Here is a 21,522-nt window from a genome sequence, read left to right as displayed (position 1 = left end):
TCTCATAGGCTCCCGAACTTATCTTGAGTTTGAGGAGTACAGGCGTGTTCTGTATACTAAAATTTGGATTGTTGATATGAGATGCTTTTTTTGTATCTCTATGGGCTGTCTTCCGACTTCGTGATGGAGAGTTCGTGTTTGACTCTCCGTGAACAACCGTCGTAGGTGGTGTTGCCCCTAGCTGGTTCCCCTCTAGTGAAACCCAGACGGGATTCATTCATTGGTCGCACCACTTACGCTATCAGTCCATTCAGAACGGTTGCGTTACTCGTCCTGGTAGAAGGAAATAGTTCGCTCCAACCCTTCAGAGAAGTCAACAGTTGGCTCGTAGCCGAGTAGTTCTCTGGCCTTTGAGATATCTGCATGGGAGTGCCGTACGTCTCCAGGTCGCGGGTCGTCGTACTCGGGTTCAATATCGGTCCCCAAGAGGTTATTCAGGGTTTCGACGAGTTCGTTGATTGTCACTCGTCCACCACATGCGGCGTTGAACATCTCACCACTCACGTCACCCTCTGCTGCCAGAATATTCGCTTGAATCACGTTCTCGACGAAGGTGAAGTCCCGCGACTGTTCACCGTCGCCGTAGATGACGGGGCGTTCCCCGTCTAGCATGAGGTCGATGAACTTGGGAATGACTGCTGCATACTCTCCCTCGGGGTCCTGATGCGGGCCGAAGATGTTGAAGTACCGAAGTGCAACTGTGTCTATATCGTAGAAGTCGCTGGCTTGGAGTGTCAGGTTCTCGGTGTAGTACTTCGAGAGTGCATACGGTGATTCGGGACGTGAGTCCATTGTTTCGACCTTCGGTAACTGTTCGGTCGATCCATAGACTGAAGACGAGGACGCAACGACCACGGTATCGACGTCTGCGTTTCGCGCAGCATCTATCACTGTCGCTGTACCTGTACAGTTTGCGTCGGTGGTCGTCACCGGGTCCTCGACGCTCCGTGGAACGGACGGTACTGCTGCTTGGTGGAAGACGTAGTCGGCTCCGGCAGTGATCTCGGCCATGACGTCAGCGTCCCGGATGTCTCCCTCACGGAACGTATAGTCGGCTTCAGATTGGAGCCGTTCGACGTTTCTCGCTCGTCCAGTTTCGAGATTGTCGATACCACGTACGTCGTAGCCACGGTCGAGTAACGACTCGACGAGATTCGATCCGATAAATCCGGCAGCACCGGTGACGAGGGCTGTGGGCATAGCCTCCGATTCCGACGGCGGGGTCGTTAGTGTGTCGAATCAGGATAGCAGATATTCCACGCGAACCTCTATGGGTTGAGGATGGCGAAGATGGAATGACTCTTGTTCCTCACCCCATACTGCCAATCGTGTGAAAGCGATGTCTGAAGGAGAATCCCCTCGCGTCTTCCATCTCATCACGCGTTTGATTAAGGGTGGGGCTGAGGCGAAGACGACCGCCACCGTGCTTGGACTGGATGGATACGAGTTCACCGTCGGATATGGGGCGTCGTACGATCAGGAGCCGGTCAACCGATTCGAACGGAACGGAATCGAAACGGTGCAGTTCCCGTTGATACGACATTATAATCCCGTAACTGCTGTCCCTGCAACGATTTCGTTGGCGAGGTATCTCCGTCAGAGCGATTTCGATATCGTCCACACCCACAGCACTGAAGTAGGTATCATCGGTCGGTTCGCTGCTGCTATAGCTGGCATTCCCAATGTCGTCCACACCGTTCACGGTGTGCCATTCACCGATGACAGGAACGAGGTACTGAACCGGTTCGTTCTCTTCTGTGAGCGTGCTGCAGCGAACTATACCGATTGCATCGTCACGAACGCTGATGCTATCGCAGACGATTACCTTGAGCGCGGTATTGGAACGCCCGATCAGTATCGCACGGTCTACAGTGGAATCGATATCGACGCATTCGCCGACGCTGAGCCCGCGGAAGATCTACCTGGTGATCGACCGCGCGTCGTGATGGTCGCCCGGCTTGCGGACGGGAAAGGCCATGACGTGCTACTGGACGCTATCGACTCGTTGGGGGAGTGGGAGGGCTCGGTATGCATCGTCGGCGACGGCCCATTATACGACTCGTTAGCGCACGAGATCACGGAACGTGAACTGTCGGATCAGGTCTTCCTCACTGGGTACCGCGACGACGTCCCGCGAATCCTCGCCGCGAGCGACATCCTCGTCTTGCCATCGTTCCGAGAGGGCACACCCAGAGTAATCACAGAAGCGATGGCAAGCGAACTCCCCGTCGTGGCGACCGACATCGCTGGCATTCCAGAGCAAGTCGCTGACGGGGAGAACGGCTATCTGATTTCGACCGGCGATGTCGAGGCATTGGCCGACCATCTGGAACTATTGCTGAAAAATAAGCGTCAGAGAATGGAGATGGGTGAACGGGGACTTGAACGTGTCGAACAGCTCTCGGTTGACACTATGGTCAACAGTCTTGATGAAGCTTATCAAGACCTACTAAATAATCGGCTATGATTCTCTCAAAACTGGCGAGGAACCTATTCTGATCGACATCACGTAGAGGGCTCGCGCGTTTTACTTGAACGATGGCTCGAATAGGAGAAAGGCCATACGATTCTCACACGCTCCGAGAACCCGATACCGCCGAAGAGGAAGACGACCCAGAGGAACATCTGTCGGTGACGCATCCCGGTCCCGTAATTAGCAGTTCCCACCCCGTATAGAACGAGAGCAACGCCAAGTCCAACAAGTAAGGCGATTGTCGCTGGCCAATTTTTTCGGCCCAAAGAACGAATCCCCCACACTGCGAAGAGCGTATAGCAGATGCTGATTAGTCCCTCAAACCCGACGAGGAGGTCCGGAATCGTCTCAATCATCCACGGGAATGGTGCATAGAGGAAGTACGCACCGCCAATCCAACTGAACACACCGAGTTCGAGCACGGTCTGAGGGACGATCTCGGGGAGATATACAGCACGGCCTTTCGCCCGAAGTTCGCGGGTTCGGGCGAGGAACTCAACACCATCTCGTACGAATGGGAGGGCGACAATGAATACAGCGGACGAGAGGATGACACCAACTCCCAGCGATTGCTTCGAAATATACTCAGATTCGAAAGCATAAACCGCGAGTCCGGCCCCAATCGCTGATGCGTAGATGAAGACGTTGTCGCTACGTAGCAACAACGCGACGTGCAGTAGGCCTCCAGCCATTGCATAAGTGAGTAGTCGGGACCGTCGATTAGAAGGAATTATTAGAAGTTGGGCTGTGGTCGTTATCGCGAACAGGATGACGGCTTCTCGGAGGAGGGTACTGTGAACCGCGACGAAGCTTGGATAGAATATCATCGGGAGCGCAGCGAGAAACCCTGCCTGATGAGAGTGGTAGTATCGGGCGATAACGTACACGTTGTAAATGGCGAGGGCCCCTAGAAGCGCGTTTCCAAGTCGAGCGTAGAAGCCACTCGGGCCCGGAAGTAACCAGAATGGAGCAAGGAGTGTTCCCCAGAGTTCATAGATATTGACTGAAGTCAAGGGGATCAGAAACTGGGTTGGATCAACGGAACTCGGCGTATTCGAGTATGGATTTCCATTGCGTAACCCGAATGCAATCATTTCTGCATAATTTCCAAATTCGACAGCATCTCCAGCCGATTCTGGATTAAAAGCCGTGGCGGTAGTTAAAATTACTGAAATTATCCTCGCTGTTAGTGCTAATCCAAAACAATAGATTGCTGATTTAGCGGTTTCGTTGTTCATCAGTCTTCGGATGGATTGTTTAGTACTCCGAGCATAAACGACCAAATTATCCCTGCAACATCTTCAACAGATTCAATGCAGGCATTTCTTAGATAATTCACCCCTCGTTTGAACTGGCCCTCTCGGAGATACGCTTTGCCAACTACATAATTATGCTTGCAGATAACGCTATATCCCTCGGACTCAAGTTCATAGACTGTATTTGAGAACTTGTTCAAAAACTTCTCTTTCTCGCGTTTTATCGTGTCCCCGTCCACATAGTTTGATCGATGTATTATCGAAAGCTGCTCGTCAAAATAAGCTAACTTACCTCTACTTAATATTTCTACAATGAATGCCAAATCCTCATTGATATGGATGGATTCGTCAAAACCTCCAATAGATGTCGCGATGTTTCTTTCTATCAATAACGTTGACCCTGGATGAATTGATGCCCTGGTTGATAGAACTTCCTTGATCAATTCTGTGCCGCCCTCTTTTTTGCTGCCTGAATTGAAAACTGCCCCCGCAATTTGCTCAAGTACGTTTCTCCTTTTTTGCGTGACTCCACAGTATGCTGCTACCCAGGAATCAGGTTTCGAATTGAGATATTGAAGTTGATGTTCAAGTTTCTCTGGAACCCACTGATCATCAGAGTCCAAAAAGGCGATGTAGTCTCCGCTGGCGGCATTTATTCCTGTGTTGCGGGCAGCACTTCGTCCTCTGTTCACATCATGTTTTATACAACGTACCCTGCTGTCGTCGTAGCTCTCCACCCTTTCTACTGTATTATCTTCTGACCCATCATCAACTACAATGCATTCGAGCTCTTCGTATGTCTGTGCTAGCACACTGTCGACCGCCCTCAAAATATTCTTAGATTCATTGTACGCAGGAATAATAACACTCACCGACATTTTGTTGAGACAGTGGGTGTGTCTCAATAAGAATTCCCATTTGTGTTGGGCGTGATTTGTTGATGGAACAAAGTATATAAAATAGATATATAAACCAGGTGAGATATAGCTGGTGCGTTTTCTGGGGCGTCAGCTACCCCCATCGATTGGACCGCAGCAGTCATCGAAAATTATAATCTATCCCAACCCTATCTTTCTTTTGATGAATCCTTGTGTCTCTGTGATTATCCCTGTGTACAATCGGTTTGGTAAAGCACAAAGGGCAATCAATTCGGTTGCAAACCAAACCTACGACAATATCCAACTGATTATTGTTGATGATAATTCAGAAGGGGAAATTGAAGAACACATATCTATAGACAGTCAAAAGTTATCGGATACTAGTATATATAAACATTCTAAAAATAGGGGTGCGAATGCAGCAAGAAACACGGGGATAGATGAAGCATATGGCGATTATCTAGCCTTTCTAGACTCAGATGATGAATGGGAAGAAACCAAGATTTCTAAACAAGTAGAAAACATTTCAAGCTCTGAAGCGGAGTTCAGTTATACATGGGTCAAACAAGTTGATGAATCTAATAAATATAATTCAATGAACGCCCCGCGTGTCCACGGAAATGCTACAAAAAATCTTATAAATGGTAACGTTATTGGTACCTTTTCCTCTGTGATGGTGCAACACGGTGTGATCAAAATGGCTGGGAAGCCAAATGAGAGCTTACCCCTTTGGCAAGATTGGGAATGGTTTCTACGGTTGAGCAGGTGTACGGACTTCACTGGGGTAAAGGAGCCGCTTACAATACGTCATAACGAAGGCGAGCAAATTAGTGATAACTTCGAAGTGAAAAGAGATGAGGCATACCCCCAGATGTTGGATTGTTTAAAAGAATTCACATCGGAGGGGAGTGAGAGAAAAGAGGCGATTGCTAATTTGGATTATAGTCTCGGCTACTCCGCGTTATCTTCGCACCGATATCCAGAAGCTCGAAAATGGATAGCCAGAGCAATCAGAAAAGATCCAACAGTCGCTAAGTATTATATATATCTTTTATGTTCGAGTAGTCATTATCCCTTGCTTCAGAAGTGTAAAAGAAGCCTCGTCAGGATAATAAATAATTAAATATAATGGGATATCGTGTGTCTTATAAAGGGTCGAATCATGTTTGTGAATATTCGAAGAACTCTGTGAGTCCCATGTTGAAAATGAGGAATCCTCGATCCGGCCTGTTTGCTTGTTTTTAGAATATAATGGTATTAACCAATGAGCTGTAACTACACATGAGAACCGAACTTGTTTTCAGCCCAAGTGAGCTTCTACAACTCCTTTATTGGAAACTAAAATACTTGGTCTCAAGCGACAGTACCGAATATACAATTGGCGGAGAATCTGTTGCATTTATAACATCCTCTTATACTGAATTTATGCGTTTTATTGACCTCGTAGGCGAAGAACCCGTAGTTGAGGATTTAATCAACTCGATGAATAGAACTGATGTGTTCTATGATATTGGAGCTAATGTCGGTACATATACTTGTTTCGCCGCATCGAAATCACCCAAGGGGAGCGTAATCGCCTTCGAACCAGAACCAGATAACGCAACACGCCTCCGAGAGAACCTAACCCTCAATCATTTAGACGCCCAAGTATTTGAGGTTGCTCTCTCGGACAGAACTGGAACCGTTGATCTTGAACTCACAGGTGATCAAGCCGGTGAAGGCGAACACACTATCGTAGCAAGCGGGGCTGACTCAGACTCTATCGAAGTACCGACTATGAGAGGTGATGATATCATCAAGAAACGTAGCCTACCAGCTCCGAACATAATAAAGATAGATGTCGAAGGAGCCGAATTCTTGGTTCTACAGGGGCTTGCCAAGACGATCGAAGAGAGTTGTAGACTCATCTATGTGGAGGTTCATCCAACAAAGATGCTGAGTGGGTCCGAAGATCAAATAGTTTCGTTCTTGGAAAAGAGGGGCTTTGAGATTGAATACATCAACCAGCGTGGCGACGAACAGTTTTTACGGGCTTCGAAATAGAATTTAATGGTTCAAAGTCTCGTTCGTCGCTTCGCGTCAATACTTGGTGGACGGGTATCGTCTCTTCTATTAGGGCTGCTCATCACCCCTGTATTGGTTCGTCTCCTCGGTAGTAGCAAATATGGTGACTACGCGTTCTTACTGTCCTTGCTTGGCATCACGATGATTCTCGTAAATGCCGGTATCTTTGATGGAACGCGGAAATACATTGCCGAGAATCGCGAGACAGCAAATTGGACAGAGCATGTCTTGGGTTTCTACATCCGAGTCGCTGGAGTATTTGCGATTGTAGCAGCCATTGGATATGGAGTACTTGCATGGTCTCCACTCTCAACATCAGTCTTAGGACCACAGTTCGGAACATATCTGTATTTGACCGCCGCGCTGATTCTAGCCCAACAAGCATTCTCCCTCACACGTACCGGTCTAATGGGGTTGGGGTTAGAAAAACGAAGTGAACCACTGAAAGTCCTGCAGAAATTGCTGTTCGGTATTTTTGCTCTTTCTTTAGCGTATCTGAATTACGGAGTTACGGGAGTTCTCATCGGACACACCGCTTCAAGTATTGTTGTCACTATTATGGGCGGAGTGCTGATTTCGACAGAAATCAATGTCTCGGCGGTCTTCAAACGGATTCCTGCTGAATTTCCGCGACGTGAACTACTCTCGTTCAATGGGCTCAGTGTAGTTTTAATCTTATTGACTGCTTCGTTATATCATGTTGACATACTCCTGCTTCGAGTGTTAGTCGGAAGCCAACAAACGGGTTACTATCGTGCATCATTAGTCGTCGCAGAGTTTCTTTGGTTTGTTCCAAATACGCTCCAGATGGTACTACTCCATTCCTCGTCTGAGTACTGGACACAGGGAAAAGTGGACCAGATCTCGGAATTAGTCTCCCGAACGACCCGATATAATCTTTTATTCACGATGCTACTGGCTATCGGAATCGCTGCACTGGCCAGTGATTTTGTCCCCTTATATTTCGGTGCCGAGTTCCAGCCTGCAGTTCTTCCATTACTGTTGCTACTACCTGGGGCAGTTGGGTTCGCTCTTGCCCGTCCTATATTTGCTGTTGGTCAAGGAAAAGGCAGCCTCAGACCCTTGATTGGTGCGACAGGGAGCGCCGCCATCCTGAATATAGTCTTCAATCTCATTTTGATTCCTCGTTATGGAATAGCTGGAGCGGCAGTAGCTACCAGCATAAGTTATGGACTGATGATACTATTCCACGTGCGAGCAGCGCAGAGGATCGGCTTTAATCCTATCCGGAACCTGCGTCTCTCTAAAGTCTTTCTAGTGGTACTACTGGCCACCCCCGTTATTTTTCTGTCCTCCATCATGTTTGAATCCTCGATAAAATCCTTATTAATAGTACCTCCAACCGGTCTACTAGTTTATTCTGTAATATCCTTGAAAATTGGGGCTATAGAACCGGCTGAGGTAATACCCGTATTGAATAGGCTCCCAGAGCCGTTTTCACACCACACGAAAGGAATGATTCAACGTTTGGAGTAATCCAATTCGGTGGTACAGAATGTCAATCCCGATATTATCAACCAGTATTCATCCTTCCAACAAAGAGTCTCTTGACGGGGCGTCGTCAAGATAGTCAATGACTTGTAGTAGGGGAAACTGACCGTAGGTAGAACATGACGATTTTGGTGACGGGTGGCGCAGGATTCATCGGGTCACATCTTGTCGAGTATCTCCTGGTGGAGACCGGCGAGTCTGTGCTTGTACTCGATGATTTCTCGACAGGCCGTGAAGGGAGTCTTCCCGATTCGAATCGGCTGGAACTGGTCGATGGTGACGTCTGTGACCAGGAGTCGATCGAGGACTTGGTGGAACGGTCCAAATCGGTGTATCATCTCGCGGCTGCGGTTGGTGTTGAGAAGGTAGTCGACGAACCGCTGGATTCCTTGCGGACGAACGTGGAGGGAACGAGATACGTTCTCGATGCAGCTGCGGCGGATGGAACGCCGGTCTTCGTTGCGTCGTCGTCGGAGGTCTACGGAAAGTCGACCGCGATTCCCTTCGGGGAGGACGATGATAGAGTAATCGGTCCGACGTCCGTCCCGCGTTGGGGGTACGCGAACGCGAAGGCCCTGGACGAGTTCTACGCACTCGCTCATCACGACGAGAACGATCTCCCGGTCGTTATCGGACGCTTCTTCAATACTGTTGGTCCTCGTCAGATTGGAGAATACGGAATGGTCATCCCGACGTTCGTCGAGCAGGCTCTTGATGACGACCCTATCACGGTCTACGGCGATGGTACCCAGACGCGGACGTTCATGCACGTACACGAAACCGTCGAGGCCGTTCACGAACTGATGAACGAACCGGAAGCAAACGGCCGCGTATTCAACATCGGGTCGTCCGACTCCGTCAGTATCAATGACCTTGCTCAGCGGGTCAAGAACCTGACCGAGTCGGAATCAACGATTGAGCACGTTCCGTTCGAAGAGGCGTTCGACGAGGACTTCGAGGAACCAGACCACCGACAGCCAGATATCACACGGCTCCGAGATACCCTCGGGTGGACACCGGATAGCGACCTCGACCGGATTCTAGAGGACGTCATCGCTGAACGCCGGGACGATGTGGAGGTGTCCTCGTGAGTAACGAAACTCTCCTTGATAGAATCGCGAGCCGTGACGCGACGGTCGGTGTCATTGGACTCGGCTACGTCGGACTTCCTTTAAGTCTCTCGTTCGCTGAGAGTGGATTCGAGGTTAGAGGATTCGACATCGACGACTACCGGGTGGGTGAACTCGAGGCGGGGAGCAGTTACGTCGACGACGTGACCGACGAGCGACTCTCGGCTGCCCTTGAGAGTGGATTCGCGCCGTCGACCGAGGCGCGAATCGTCGACGATTGTGACGTGTACGTCATCGCGGTGCCGACGGGGATGAGCGGCGACGAACCTGATATGTCCGCGGTGGCAGCAGCGGCGAGGACGGTCGCCGAGCGCGCTGGCGCTCGCGAGACGCTCGTGGTGGTCAGCTCTACTGTCTATCCAGGAGCGACCAAGGAAGTAGTGCGCCCGATCGTGAAAGCCAGTCGAAGTGAGCTGACTCACTTCGCGATGGTCCCGGAGCGTCTGAATCCCGGTGGCGGGTACGAGTTCTCGGAGATTCCGCTCGTCGTGGGCGCAGACAGCGAGGAAGCAGGTGCCACGGCGACCGAACTGTTCGAAGCCGTCGTCGCGAGCACATACCCAGTCGATTCGACTGAAACAGCCGAACTCACGAAGACGCTCGAGAACACGTATCGGATGGTAAACATCGCGCTCGTGAACGAGCTCGTCGCGCTCGCGGAGGGACTCGATGCCGACGTCTGGGACGCGATCGACGCGGCGGCCACGAAACCGTTCGGCTTTCAGGCGTTCCGTCCCGGCCCTGGCGTGGGCGGTCATTGCATCCCGATCGACCCGCAGTTCCTGTCCTGGCGGGCCGAAGACCTCGGAATTGAACTATCGCTCCTCGATGGCGCACAGCGCGTCAACGATCGAATGCCGGAATTGGTAGCCGATCGAATCGAAAAGACTCTCACCGAGCGTGGAATTACCGTCGAAGATGCATCCATCCTCGCACTCGGAGCGGCCTACAAGCCGAACGTCGGTGACACACGGAACTCCCCAGCGCTCCAGGTCGTCGAAGAACTGTCGGATGCAGTCGACGTCACGGTCGCTGACCCGCACACCGATTCAAGCGAGGTTGCCCGAAAACTCGTTCGTTCCCCTTCATTTGATACGGTTCGTGCGGCAGATGTCGTCGTCCTCCTCGTCGACCACGACGAGTTCGACCTCAAAGCCGTCGGACGTGAGGCCTCGCTCGTCTTCGATGCAAAGAACGCGATGCCCGAAGACGTTCCCGCGGAAGTCATCACGCTCGGTGAACTTGACGCTCACGTGGAGAGCGACCTAACTCGAAAAGAGAATCGCGCCGAAACCCGATAAAGGTTCGACTACGGCGTATTCGCAACTTTCCCTCAGTTACCCTCCTCGCGGTCGCTTTTTGTGAGCGAGAGGACGTCTCCGAAGACCATCCAGAGTTGTCGAACGACGATCTTGAGGTCGTACCAGAATCCCTGGTTGCGGATGTACTGGAGGTCGTACTGGATCTTCTCGCGGGGGTTCTGGCTGTTGGCGCCGTTGATCTGGGCGAGTCCGGTGAGGCCTGGTTTCACGAACCAGCGTTTACGCCATTGTGCGGTCTCTGCTTCGAAGTCGGCTTCGAGTTCGGTTTGTGCTGGGCGTGGACCGACGACGCTCATGCCGCCGGAGAGGATCGACCAGAGTTGTGGGATTTCGTCGAGGTGCGTCGCGCGGAGGAAGTTCCCGAGGGGCGTCTCTCGGTTGCCGTCGAACGTCGTTCCGACCTCGCCCTCTGGGTCGGGCTTCAGCGTCCGGAACTTGTAGACGGTGAAGGTCTCGCCCAGGAGGTAGGTCCGGTTCTGGCTGAACAGGATTGGTCCGTTCCCTTCCAGTTTGATCGCGAGTGCGATCAAACCGATCACGGGTGAGAGGACGAGCAGTGCGGCACCGGCGAAGGCGACGTCGAAACCGCGCTTGAAGACGTAGTCCTGGATGTCCCAGGGTTCCACCTGAACGTCGACGAGGGTCCCGAGGTCCTCTTCGGCGGTGAGCACGGTATCTGCATGGTCTCGATGGACCTTGGCGGCGACGCCGTGTTCGTAACAGGCATCGAGCGCCCCGAAGAACTCCGCTCTGTCCGTGTGTTCGAACGCGAGCACGACCGTGTCGACGTCGTACTCGACGAGGACGTCCTCGATGCGCGAGAGCCCGCCGAGGCGTTCCAGTTCGACAGTGCCACCGTCCGCGACTGCGGTCGAGGGTGCTGCATACGCCTCTTGCTCGTAGGCGATCGTGGGGCAGAGATATCCGAGCAGTGGAATATCCACGTCTCTGGCCAGTGCTCCGACCTGTCTGGGACTGTCTCCGACGATAATCGCCCGTTCGCCACCGCTGGACGGTCGTCGCCGAATCCAGATGAACCAAGCAGGCAATGCAATCAGCAGGAGGGGTGCGACGCCGAGCAAGGTCAGGCGTGGAAGCCGGTACGTGTAGTCGAAGTAGCCGATCGCAGCGAGCGCGAACATCGCGACGACGACGCGCTTCTGGGCTAACGCGATGGTGTCGTAGATGCGCCGCGGGCGCGGTTTGTAGAGTGGAACGAACGAGGCGGTTACGACGGCTACAGTCGTCGCAATCTCGAAGATGCTTTCTACACCGGTCGGTGCGTCAGCATCGAGCCGATCGAGTAACGGAATCGAGCCGAGAATCGCCTGTACTGACGAACTGTTCACCAGCGCTACTGCGAGCGCAGTGAGCCCCACCACGCCGACCACGCTCGCCACCCGATACCGCCATCCCCCATTCATCGTCCACCAGCAAGACGCGAATCGTGTTAAACCCTCCGAAGGTGTCGGGAAGCCGACGCCTGACTACGTTTCCATCCAGAGGGCGCCCTGTCGGGTTCCTGAAGCGACGGATTGATTAACCGAGTCGGACAGGACTCGGGTATGGTTTCCGCCCGAGAGGTCCGTGAACTCCTCGACGAGCGACCGGACCTCGAACCGGCTCTCGAGGCGGTGCTGGAACCCGACCCGCCGTGGACGTTCGACGACGTGGACGTGGACTCGGGCAAATTCGGCGAACTGGTTTCGCGCGGACTCGTAGAGGAAGAGGACGACGGATATCGCGTTGCGGATCCCGCTAGCGTCGATCAGGCCCTCGATGGAGCAGTTAATGATTCTTCTGACTCTAGGGGCTTCGACATCGATATCTCGTGGCCTGAGCTGGGTCGGTTGGAACTCGCCGGACTGGTCGGGGCACTGGTGCTCGTCGTCGCACTCAGACTCGTCTCGTATCCCGCAGTCTTCCAGGACGACGCCATCGTTCTCTCCTCAAACGACCCGTACTACTATCGGTACTGGCTCGAGCAACTCTTGACCGACCCGGAGACGACGCTCACGACGCTTCCGCTCCGTGTTTCGGCGGGCGAACCGCTCATGCTCGCAGTACTGTGGTTTGCAACGATCGTCCTCGGCGGGACGACAGAGGTCGCCGGGAGCGTCCTCGCGTGGTTCCCAGTCGTCTCCGCAGTCGTGACGGCACTGATCGTTTACGCCGGAACGGTGACCGTTACCGACGACCGTCGAGTTGGTCTCGCGTCGGTCGCCATGCTTGCAGTCGCTCCAGCGCATGCCTTCCGGACGAGCCTTGGGTTCGCCGACCACCACGCGTTCGACTATCCGTGGCTTGCACTCACGCTCCTCGGGACGATATTGGTCGCGTCGTGGTCACGGTCGAACGAGAGAGCGCACGCGAAAGTCCTCGGTGGTGTCGCAGCGGTTGCGGTCGGTGTCAGCGCCCAGACGCTCGCCTGGGAAGCCGGCCCGCTTCTCGTCATCGCACTCGGGGCGACGATTGCAACGATGACACTCACTACAGCGTATCGAGGTGACTCCGTTCTCGCGTCCACCGGTCCTCTGGTCCTCGGGGTCCTGATCGCTGCAGGGCTCACGTGGTTCGTCCATACGGAGTTCGAGTGGCACACGACGCTCGTGGCGAGCGCACCCCTGCTGTTGGCCGCCGGCAGCGTCGGCGTCCTTATCACTGGAATACTGTGGAACCGGACTGACATGCACGTCGCCGGGTTGGTCGTCGTCGATCTGGTTGGAGTAGGCGTGGGCGCGTTCGCCCTTCGTTCGATGCGACCCGAACTCTGGGAGCGAATGTCGACGCAAGTCACCGAGCGATTGCTCGCCACTACGGAGATCGCCGAGTTCCAGAGTCTGTTCGGGAACTCAGCGGGCTGGCTCCTCCTTTTCGGGTTCCTGCTCTTGCTTGCGCTCCCCTACATGGTGTGGGCGTCTCGCCGGATGTTCGAGGATGACCGATGGACGCCGCTGGTCGTCTATGGCTGGTACTTCCTCGTACTCGCCGCGATCAGCGTTCGCTTCGCCGGTCAACTTTCCATCGTCGTCGCAGTCTTCGCCGGCCTCGGCTTCGTGCATCTCGCAGCGTGGATCGACGTCGCGCGACGACCCGCGCCGTTCACCAGCGACGTCGTCGATTCGATCGATCTGCCTGACAGACGACAGGCGTTCACTCTCGTCGGTCTCTTCTTGCTCGTTACAGGACTCAGCATCGTTCAGGTCCCGATCAAGACGAGTCAGATAACGTCGCCGAATAACGGCTACGATGCGGCAGCTTGGATGGCCGACTACAGCGAGGCCGAGGACATGGAGCATCCGGAGAACTACGTGTTCAGTCAGTGGGGCCACAATCGAATGTACAACTACTTCGTGAGTGGCGAATCCAGTTCGTATGGCTTCGCGCAGAGTAACTATAGAGACTTCGTCACGTCGACGAACGGAACAGAGTGGTTCGATAGACTCCAAAACCGTGTGGGATTCATCGTCACGACATCGGACGTCCTCACCAACGATTCTACGCTCGGCAATCAACTCCATCGCCACAATGGGAGTCGTTCGGGGTCGACATCCGGGCTTGCGAACTATCGCCTCGTGCACGTCGAGCGCGGTGGCGAGTACAAGGTGTTTACGCTCGTCGAGGGTGCCGAAATTCGTGGCGTTGCAGAGCCGAATTCGTCGGTGACGGTGCGGACGACGGTCGAGTTGGAGTCGTATTCGTTCGAGTACGTCCGCGAGACGCAGACGGATGCGAACGGGACGTTCTCGGTGGGCGTCGCTCAGCCCGGGACGTACTCGGTGGACGGGACTTCGGTGACGGTGAGCGAGGAAGCGGTCCGGAACGGGACGGTCGTCGATGCGACCGCGAACGCTTCGACGGCGGTCGAATCGCTGGGAAGCATCGAACCCAATGTACGTACGGTCGCGAGCGACAATTCACTACCGAGAATCCGTTGGAATCCTCTGGTTTCGACGGTTTCGAGACCAGACCGTGCCGAATAGCTGCCTCTCGATCGTCTATCGGTTTCTGGTCCAGCGGCTGTCTCCCTATGACGGTGAGGGATGCGTATCGAACGAGGTCGCGGCAAACCCTTACGCGTCTGTGGTTCGTCGCCTCCACTTATGATTCGTCTCCTCGGAGTCGGTCGGTATGACTGAAGGAACCAACGACTACGACTGCGCGTTCCTCGCGGACGTCCTCCCTGAGGACCGCGTCTCTTTCGACGACTCGCGTCGCGAGCAATTCGCGATGGATGCGAGCGTGCATGACCCGGTGCTCCCGGATGCAGTAGTGTGGCCGACGTCGACGTCGCAGGTCTCGGACGTCCTTTCGGCAGCACACGAGCGTGGGGTGCCGGTGACGCCGTGGTCGGGCGGGAGTGGGTTGGAGGGTGGTGGTATCCCGGTCGAGGGCGGCATCGTTCTGAACGTGAAGGAGATGGCGGGTGTGGAGGTCGAACCCGGTAATCTGCAGGCGACGGTTGGCCCTGGAATCGTCTACGACGACTTGAACGAAGAACTCGCCAAGCACGGCCTCCGGTTCCCGCCGGGTATCTCCAGCGGCGACATTGCGACCATTGGCGGAATGATCGCGACGAACGCGAGCGGGTTCAACGCGGTGAAGTACGGGGAGACGCGCGACCACGTCCGCAGGCTCGAAGTCGTCCTTCCCGACGGCGACGTCATCGAGTGCGGACGCGGCGTCGTCAAGACCTCCTCTGGCTACAGTCTGAAGGACCTGTTCGTCGGGAGTGAGGGGACGTTCGGCGTCGTCACCGAAGCGACCATCGCGGTGAGCGGCATTCCCGAACACGAACGCGCGGCGCTCGTCACCTTCCCGTCGCGCAACCAGGCGTGCGCGGCGGTCGCGGACGTCATCGGCGCTGGGCTCGTTCCGGCAGCGATCGAGTTCATGGATACGCTTACGGTCGAGCTCGTGAACGAATATCGTGACTCCGCAACCTTCACCGAACAGCCGACGCTCATCCTGGAGTTCCACGCGAACAACTCGGGGATCGAGGAGGACGTGGCGTTCGCGCGCGGGATCTGCGAGGACCACGACGCGGCGTCGTGGGACGCGCCGGGTGCGGGCGAGATGGACGCGGTCTGGAGCGCGCGCCGGGACGTGCTGCCGGCATATCGCGCGCACGGTGAGGACCTAGAGCCGGCGATGCTCGGGGACGTCGTCGTCCCGATCTCGAACTATCCGGAGATGGTGGAGGCGGTCGCGACGGCGAGCGAGGAGTTCGACGTCCTCACGCCGTGCGTTGGGCACGCGGGCGACGGGAACCTCCACTACGCGCCGCTGGTTCCCGAAGACGACGACGCGGCCCGCGAGCGCGCGTCGGAACTCCACGAGCGCGTGGTCGAGACGGCGATCGACCTGGGTGGGACGGCGACGGGCGAGCACGGCGTCGGGCTGGGGAAGCGCAAGTTCATGCGCCGCGAGCACGGCGGCGCGGTCGAGTTGATGCGGACGCTGAAGGACGCGGTCGACCCGGCGGGGACGATGAATCCGGGGAAGGTGGTTCCCGATCGAGACGACGCTGTGGACGAGGACTGAGTTCGACCCAGTCCCCGCTTCCGGTAATTTTCGCCAGCTAGCGCGCCGATGGATGGGATAGCGTTATGAAGGCGAGTGATGTTGCTTGCCCTATGGCAACGAATGACGGTCAGTCGCATGTGCGGAGGCGGACGGTTCTCAAGAGTGCGGGGGTCGCGGGCGTCGCCGGGATCGGGGGGCTGTCGGGCTGTCTCTCCTCGCTCTCGGGCGGCGACTCGGACGTGAACGAACTCTCGGTAGGGTACGCGACGTCGCTGTCGGGGCCGTTCGCGGTGTTCGGGCAGGCGGGCCTGGACGGCGCGCGCCTCGCGGCGAGCGACCTGGAGGAGGAGCTCGGCGTCACGATCGACGTCGCGACGGGCGACACGGAGGTCGACCCGGCGACGGGCCTCCAGCGCATCAAGCGCCTCGTCTCGGAGGACGACGTCGACATGACGATGGGTGGGGTGTCGTCCTCGGTGGCGTTGAAGATGGGGACGTGGGCGTCGGAGAACAGCGTGACGTACATGGCGACTGGCTCGCACTCGGACGCGATCTCGGGCGGGTCGTGCGCGCAGTACATGTACCAGCCGACGGCGTCGAACTCGATGCTCGCGAACACGATCGGCGAGCAGATGGTGGGCGCGGCGGACTCGTGGTACCTCATCTACTCGGACTACACGTGGGGCCAGACCGCGCAGTCGGCGGTGACGAGTGCGCTGGAGGACGGCGGGAAGGAGGTCGTGGGGAAGGCGGCGGCGCCGTTCCCGAGCGACGACTACACGCCGTACCTGAACGAGGCGGCGGACTCGGACGCGGACGGAATCGGCCTCCTCGTCGCGGGCCTGGACCTCCGGAAGGCCGCGAACCAGGCGATGGCGAAGGGCATCCAGGACGACTTCACGCTCGCGATGCACCAGCTCGAGGACGTCGTCTACTGGGGGCTGGACAAGGAGAACGCGGGCATCCTCGACACGGCGGGCCAGGTGTGGGGGCCGGCGGTCGACAACGACGCGAGCAACGAGTTCTGCGAGCGCATCGCGGAGAACTCCGAGACCGACCCGTACGTCCGGCACCTATTGGGGTACATGTCGATGGATCAGTCGGTGCGTGCGGCGGTGCGCGCGGACTCGACGGCCGCGGAGGACATGCGTGGCGAGCTCGTCGGGCACGAGGTCGAGTCCGACATCAAGGCGATCAAGGGCGGCGGCGACATGTACTGGCGGGAGAACAACCAGCTGGTGCAGCCGACGTTCAGCGTCGAAGCGCGCTCGCAGGACGAGATGACCGACGACCCCTACAAGAACTGGTTCCAGACGACGAAGACGTTCGCGGGCGACGACGTCGCGCGTTCGCTCTCGGAGACGGGCTGCAACCTCGAGTAACGAATCGATGAGCACGTCTTCGCTCTCCAGTCGGTCCCGAGAGTGGCTCGCGGGTGCGTCGCCGGCGTGGCTCGCGTTCGGGGTCGCGCTCGCCGCGGTGACGATCGCGGGGTTCGTCCACCAGCCGGGGCTGTTCGTCACGCAGGCCGTCGGCGGTCTCGTGTACGGCGCCATCCTCGTCCTCATCACGCTCGGGTTGTCGCTCATCCTCGGCCTCATGGGCGTGGTGAACTTCGCGCACGGGTCGCTGTTCATGCTCGGCGCGTACGTCTCGTACTCGGTCGTCGCCGCGTGGGGGCTTCCGTTCTGGGCGGCGCTCGTCGTCGCACCGGTCATCGTCGGCCTCGTCGGCGTCCTCGTCGAGGTCACGGTCCTCCGGCGACTCTACGGTTCGGAGCCCATCGTCGGCCTCCTCGCGACGTTCGGGTTGACGATGATGATCGACGAAGCCATCCAGTACCACTGGGGCACCACGCCACTGGGTTACTCGAAGCCGGCGGTGCTCCGGCAGAGCGTCGACCTCGGCGTCACGCAGGTCGCGTCGTTCCGCCTGTTCATGGTCGCGATCGCGACGATCACGGTCGCCGCGGTCTACGTCCTCATCTCCCGCACCGACTTCGGACTCACCGTCCGTGCGGGCGTCCAGGACGGCGAGATGACGGAGTTCGTCGGCGTGAACCTCCCCGTGCGGTTCACGGCGATGTTCTTCCTCGGGTCCGCGATCGCGGCGCTCGCGGGCGTCCTGCAGGCCGCCGAGTACGGGATGAACGCGCAGATGGGGCAGACGTTCCTCATCCTCGCGTTCGTCGTCGTCGTCGTCGGCGGCGTCGGCAGCCTCTTCGGGAGCGTCGTCGCGGGCATCGTCATCGGCGAGGCGACGTACCTCACGCCCGTCCTCCTCTCGGGGCTCGCCAGCTACTCTGGTATCGCGGCCGTGAACGTCTCGGGCATCCGCGGGCTCGTCCCCTACCTCGTGATGCTGTTCATCCTGCTCGTTCGCCCGCGCGGCCTCTTCGGCGAGGAGGGACTGCTCGAATGACCGACCACAACCCGGAGGCGGACGCGGCCACGGCCGACGCCACGAGCACCGACGCGGGGACGTCGGGTGCGACGGATTCGGCTCGCGACCGCGCAGTCGGCGAGTCCGCACTCGACGTCTTCCCCGACTGGGTCGGTCGCTACCGCGTCCCGATCGGTCTCGTACTGTTCGTCCTCCTCCTCCGCCCGGTGGTCGCGCTCCCGTTCATGCTCGGGTTCGAGAGCATCGCGTCGACGATTCTCATCCTCGTCCTGTTCGTCGCCGCGTTCAACCTCCTGTTCGGGTACACGGGCCTCCTGTCGTTCGGGCACGCGATGTTCTTCGGGTTCGGCATGTACGGCGCCGCCATCGCGATGTCCGGCCACGGTCCCGCGCCCGAACTCCCGTTCCTCGTCGGCGCCACCGTCGGCGTCGCCATCGCCGCCCTCGTCGGGTACGGTCTCGGTCGACTCACCGTCGGGAAGGGCGAGATCTACTTCGCGTTCCTCACGCTCGCCGCCGCCGAAGCCGTCTACTTCGTCGCGAACCGGGACCCGCTCGGGCTCACCGGCGGCTCCGACGGCATCTCCGGCGGCGCACAACCCGGCTGGGTGGAGTCGTTCCGCGGGGAACTCACCGTGACGCTCGTCGAGTGGCCCGACCCGATACTGGAGGTCGCCGGCTGGCTCGACGACTGGTACCTCCTCGTCGGGATCGTCTTCCTGCTCGGGATGGGCGCGCTCTGGCAGATCGTTCGCTCGCCGTTCGGCCGGTCGCTGATCGCGATCCGCGAGAACGAGAACCTGGCGCGCGCGATGGGTATCGACACCGCCCGCTACAAGGTGTGGGCGTTCACGTTCAGCGGCGCGTTCTCCGCCGTCGCGGGCGCGCTCATGGCGATCAACAACCACGGCGCGAGCCAGGAGTGGCTCGGCGTCTACACGAGCGGCGACACCGTCCTCATGGCGGTCCTCGGCGGCGTCCACTACTTCTTCGGCGCCGTCGCCGGCGTGTTCGTCTGGGAGTTCGTCGCGGACTACCTCACGGACTTCGCCGTCATCGACCTCGGGTTCGTCGCGTTCGACGTCTCCCGCGAACTGTCCCACTGGCAGTTCCTCCTGGGCGCCGTCTTCGTCGTCATCGTCCTCGTCTCGCCGAACGACGGCATCTGGGGGTACGTCCGCGCGTACGTCGGCCGCGCCACCCGGCGCGTCCTGGAGGTGGTTCGATGACGGACGCGACCGAGCAGCGCCAGGGCACGCCGGACGCAGCCGACGGCCAGCGCGCTCGCGACGAACCCATCGACCCCGCCGTCGAGCCGTCCGAGGCCGCGCTCGCCACGCGGGACCTCCGGCGGACGTTCGGTGAGGTCGTCGCCGTCGACGACGTCTCCATCGGCGTCGAGTCCGGCGAGCTCCGCGCGATCATCGGCCCGAACGGCGCCGGGAAGACGACGCTGTTCAACTCCATCATGGGGTCGCTCTCGCCGACCGCCGGTACCGTCTTCCTCGGCGGCGAGGACGTCACCGACCGCGACGAACACGAGCGGCCCCACATGGGGCTGGCGCGGTCGTTCCAGTCGAACGAACTCATGGCCGACCAGAGCGTCCTCGAGAACGTTCGCGTGTTCGTCCAGACCGCGAGCAAGGGCGCGTTCAGCTTCGACCTGTTCCGCGACCACCGCGACGTCGGCCGCGACAGGGCGCTCGAACTCCTCGACACGGTCGGGCTCGACGCGGACCCGGGCGCGCTCGCGAAGAACCTCAGTCACGGCGACCAGCGCCGCCTCGGCATCGCGATGGCGCTCGCCACCGACCCCGAGGTCCTCCTCCTCGACGAACCGACGTCGGGGATGAGTCCCGGCGCCACCAAGAACACCGCCGCACTCATCGAGCGCGTCCAGGAAGCCCTCGACCTGACCGTGGTCCTCATCGAGCACGACATGGACGTCGTGCTCTCGATCAGCGACCGCATCACCGTCCTCGACCGCGGCTCGGTCATCGCGACCGGCCCGCCCGAGGCCGTCCGGGAGAACGACGCCGTCCAGTCCGCCTACCTCGGCGGCATGCGGGAGGAACTATGAGTCACGACGACACCACCACGAGCGACGACACCACCGCGAACGACGCGACCACCGCGAACGACGCGGCCACGACGAGCGGCGATACTTCGAGCGGCGACGCCGCGTCGACCGAGTCGGTGCGTGCGAACGAGAGCGCGGTCGAGGCCGAGGCGCGCGAGACACCGCCGTCGTCGGTCCTCCGCGTCGACGGTCTCGACGCGGGCTACGAGACCGGCCAGGTGTTGTTCGACGTCGACGTCGACGTCCGCGAGGGCGAACTCGTGAGCCTCCTCGGCCGGAACGGCGCGGGGAAATCGACGACGCTCCGCGCGATCATGGGCGCGGACGAACCGACCGTCCTCGACGGCACCGTCAAGTACCGCGGCACCGACGTCAGCGACTGGCCGCCGTACAAGCGTGCGAACGCCGGGATCGCGCTCGTCCCCGAGAAGCGCCGGTGCTTCCCGCGCCTCTCGGTCACCGAGAACGTCCGGCTCGCGATCAATCACGCCGCGGACCCGAAGCCGCTCGACGACGTCCTCGAGCTCTTCCCCGAACTCGACGACATGCGCGCAAAGCACGCGCGGAACATGAGCGGCGGCGAACAACAGATGCTCGCCATCGCGCGCGCACTCGCCGCGAACCCCGACCTGATGCTGCTCGACGAACCGTTCGAGGGCCTCGCACCGTACATCGTCCGCCGGATCGAGGACATCATCGCCGACATCAACGACCAGGAGGACATCACGGTGTTCTTCGTCGAACAGAACGTCGCCGCCGCACTCGCCATCGCCGACCGCCACTACGTCCTCGACGAGGGCCGCATCGTCGACACCGTCACCAGCGAGAAACTCCGCGAAGACGACGAGTTCAGGCAGACCTACCTCGGCGTCTGAGCC

At 58.2% G+C, this 21,522-nt stretch carries 17 protein-coding genes; 13 read left to right on the top strand and 4 right to left on the bottom strand.

Going from position 1 to position 21,522, the window contains the following annotated elements; translation table 11 throughout:
* Positions 1-264: 264 nt before the first annotated feature.
* Positions 265-1,200 (bottom strand): SDR family oxidoreductase, encoded by a 936-nt coding sequence (locus tag G9C85_RS04835; RefSeq protein WP_166037446.1) that lies wholly within the window; start codon positions 1,198-1,200, stop codon positions 265-267.
* 139 nt (positions 1,201-1,339) lie between these two features.
* On the opposite strand from G9C85_RS04835, the gene G9C85_RS04830 reads away from it, so the two are divergent.
* Complete coding sequence (locus tag G9C85_RS04830) at positions 1,340-2,467, top strand: glycosyltransferase family 4 protein (RefSeq protein WP_166037444.1); 1,128 nt, start codon at positions 1,340-1,342, stop codon at positions 2,465-2,467.
* Between the two features lie 38 nt (positions 2,468-2,505).
* On the opposite strand, the gene G9C85_RS04825 is transcribed toward G9C85_RS04830, so the two are convergent.
* On the bottom strand, positions 2,506-3,711 hold the full coding sequence (locus G9C85_RS04825) for a glycosyltransferase family 39 protein (protein ID WP_166037442.1): 1,206 nt from the start codon (positions 3,709-3,711) through the stop codon (positions 2,506-2,508).
* On the bottom strand, positions 3,711-4,607 hold the full coding sequence (locus G9C85_RS04820; RefSeq protein ID WP_166037440.1) for a glycosyltransferase family 2 protein: 897 nt from the start codon (positions 4,605-4,607) through the stop codon (positions 3,711-3,713). The genes G9C85_RS04825 and G9C85_RS04820 overlap by 1 nt, the downstream gene beginning before the upstream one ends.
* A gap of 202 nt (positions 4,608-4,809) precedes the next feature.
* On the opposite strand from G9C85_RS04820, the gene G9C85_RS04815 reads away from it, so the two are divergent.
* The 5 genes from G9C85_RS04815 (at position 4,810) to G9C85_RS04795 (ending at position 10,614) form a co-directional block, all read left to right on the top strand.
* Positions 4,810-5,730, top strand: a complete 921-nt coding sequence (locus G9C85_RS04815) for a glycosyltransferase family 2 protein (RefSeq protein WP_166037438.1) — start codon at positions 4,810-4,812, stop codon at positions 5,728-5,730.
* Between the two features lie 158 nt (positions 5,731-5,888).
* Positions 5,889-6,650: an FkbM family methyltransferase gene (locus G9C85_RS04810; RefSeq protein ID WP_166037436.1), complete on the top strand. Its 762-nt coding sequence runs from the start codon at positions 5,889-5,891 to the stop codon at positions 6,648-6,650.
* Positions 6,651-6,656: 6 nt separating this feature from the next.
* The gene (locus tag G9C85_RS04805) at positions 6,657-8,168 is read left to right on the top strand and encodes an oligosaccharide flippase family protein (protein WP_166037434.1); all 1,512 of its coding nucleotides are present in this window, start codon (positions 6,657-6,659) and stop codon (positions 8,166-8,168) included.
* Between the two features lie 134 nt (positions 8,169-8,302).
* Positions 8,303-9,274 carry an NAD(P)-dependent oxidoreductase gene (locus G9C85_RS04800; RefSeq protein WP_166037432.1) on the top strand — a complete coding sequence of 324 codons (972 nt, stop codon included), beginning with the start codon at positions 8,303-8,305 and terminating at the stop codon, positions 9,272-9,274.
* Positions 9,271-10,614, top strand: coding sequence for a nucleotide sugar dehydrogenase (locus tag G9C85_RS04795; protein WP_166037430.1), 1,344 nt, complete (start codon positions 9,271-9,273; stop codon positions 10,612-10,614). The genes G9C85_RS04800 and G9C85_RS04795 overlap by 4 nt, the downstream gene beginning before the upstream one ends.
* 32 nt (positions 10,615-10,646) lie before the next feature.
* Here the strand turns inward: G9C85_RS04795 and G9C85_RS04790 are convergent, their stop codons facing one another.
* Positions 10,647-12,059, bottom strand: a complete 1,413-nt coding sequence (locus G9C85_RS04790) for a sugar transferase (RefSeq protein WP_166037428.1) — start codon at positions 12,057-12,059, stop codon at positions 10,647-10,649.
* Between the two features lie 246 nt (positions 12,060-12,305).
* Here G9C85_RS04790 and G9C85_RS19185 point away from each other — a divergent pair, with 246 nt between their 5' ends.
* The 7 genes from G9C85_RS19185 (at position 12,306) to G9C85_RS04755 (ending at position 21,519) form a co-directional block, all read left to right on the top strand.
* Positions 12,306-14,618 carry an STT3 domain-containing protein gene (locus G9C85_RS19185; protein ID WP_166037426.1) on the top strand — a complete coding sequence of 771 codons (2,313 nt, stop codon included), beginning with the start codon at positions 12,306-12,308 and terminating at the stop codon, positions 14,616-14,618.
* 148 nt (positions 14,619-14,766) lie between these two features.
* Positions 14,767-16,179: an FAD-binding oxidoreductase gene (locus G9C85_RS04780; protein WP_166037424.1), complete on the top strand. Its 1,413-nt coding sequence runs from the start codon at positions 14,767-14,769 to the stop codon at positions 16,177-16,179.
* Positions 16,180-16,271: 92 nt separating this feature from the next.
* On the top strand, positions 16,272-17,543 hold the full coding sequence (locus G9C85_RS04775) for an ABC transporter substrate-binding protein (RefSeq protein WP_166037422.1): 1,272 nt from the start codon (positions 16,272-16,274) through the stop codon (positions 17,541-17,543).
* Positions 17,544-17,550: 7 nt separating this feature from the next.
* The gene (locus G9C85_RS04770; protein WP_166037420.1) at positions 17,551-18,582 is read left to right on the top strand and encodes a branched-chain amino acid ABC transporter permease; all 1,032 of its coding nucleotides are present in this window, start codon (positions 17,551-17,553) and stop codon (positions 18,580-18,582) included.
* The gene (locus tag G9C85_RS04765; protein ID WP_166037418.1) at positions 18,579-19,793 is read left to right on the top strand and encodes a branched-chain amino acid ABC transporter permease; all 1,215 of its coding nucleotides are present in this window, start codon (positions 18,579-18,581) and stop codon (positions 19,791-19,793) included. Before G9C85_RS04770 ends, G9C85_RS04765 begins: the two co-directional genes overlap by 4 nt.
* Positions 19,790-20,644: an ABC transporter ATP-binding protein gene (locus tag G9C85_RS04760; RefSeq protein WP_166037416.1), complete on the top strand. Its 855-nt coding sequence runs from the start codon at positions 19,790-19,792 to the stop codon at positions 20,642-20,644. The genes G9C85_RS04765 and G9C85_RS04760 overlap by 4 nt, the downstream gene beginning before the upstream one ends.
* Positions 20,641-21,519, top strand: coding sequence for an ABC transporter ATP-binding protein (locus G9C85_RS04755; protein ID WP_205254307.1), 879 nt, complete (start codon positions 20,641-20,643; stop codon positions 21,517-21,519). The genes G9C85_RS04760 and G9C85_RS04755 overlap by 4 nt, the downstream gene beginning before the upstream one ends.
* Positions 21,520-21,522: the final 3 nt, after the last annotated feature.

Origin of the sequence: Halorubellus sp. JP-L1 (assembly GCF_011440375.1) — an archaeon.
In the GTDB taxonomy this organism is placed as follows: domain Archaea; phylum Halobacteriota; class Halobacteria; order Halobacteriales; family Natrialbaceae; genus Halorubellus.
Note: the sequence above shows the minus strand (reverse complement) of the source record. Positions and strands in the feature narration are given on the sequence as shown.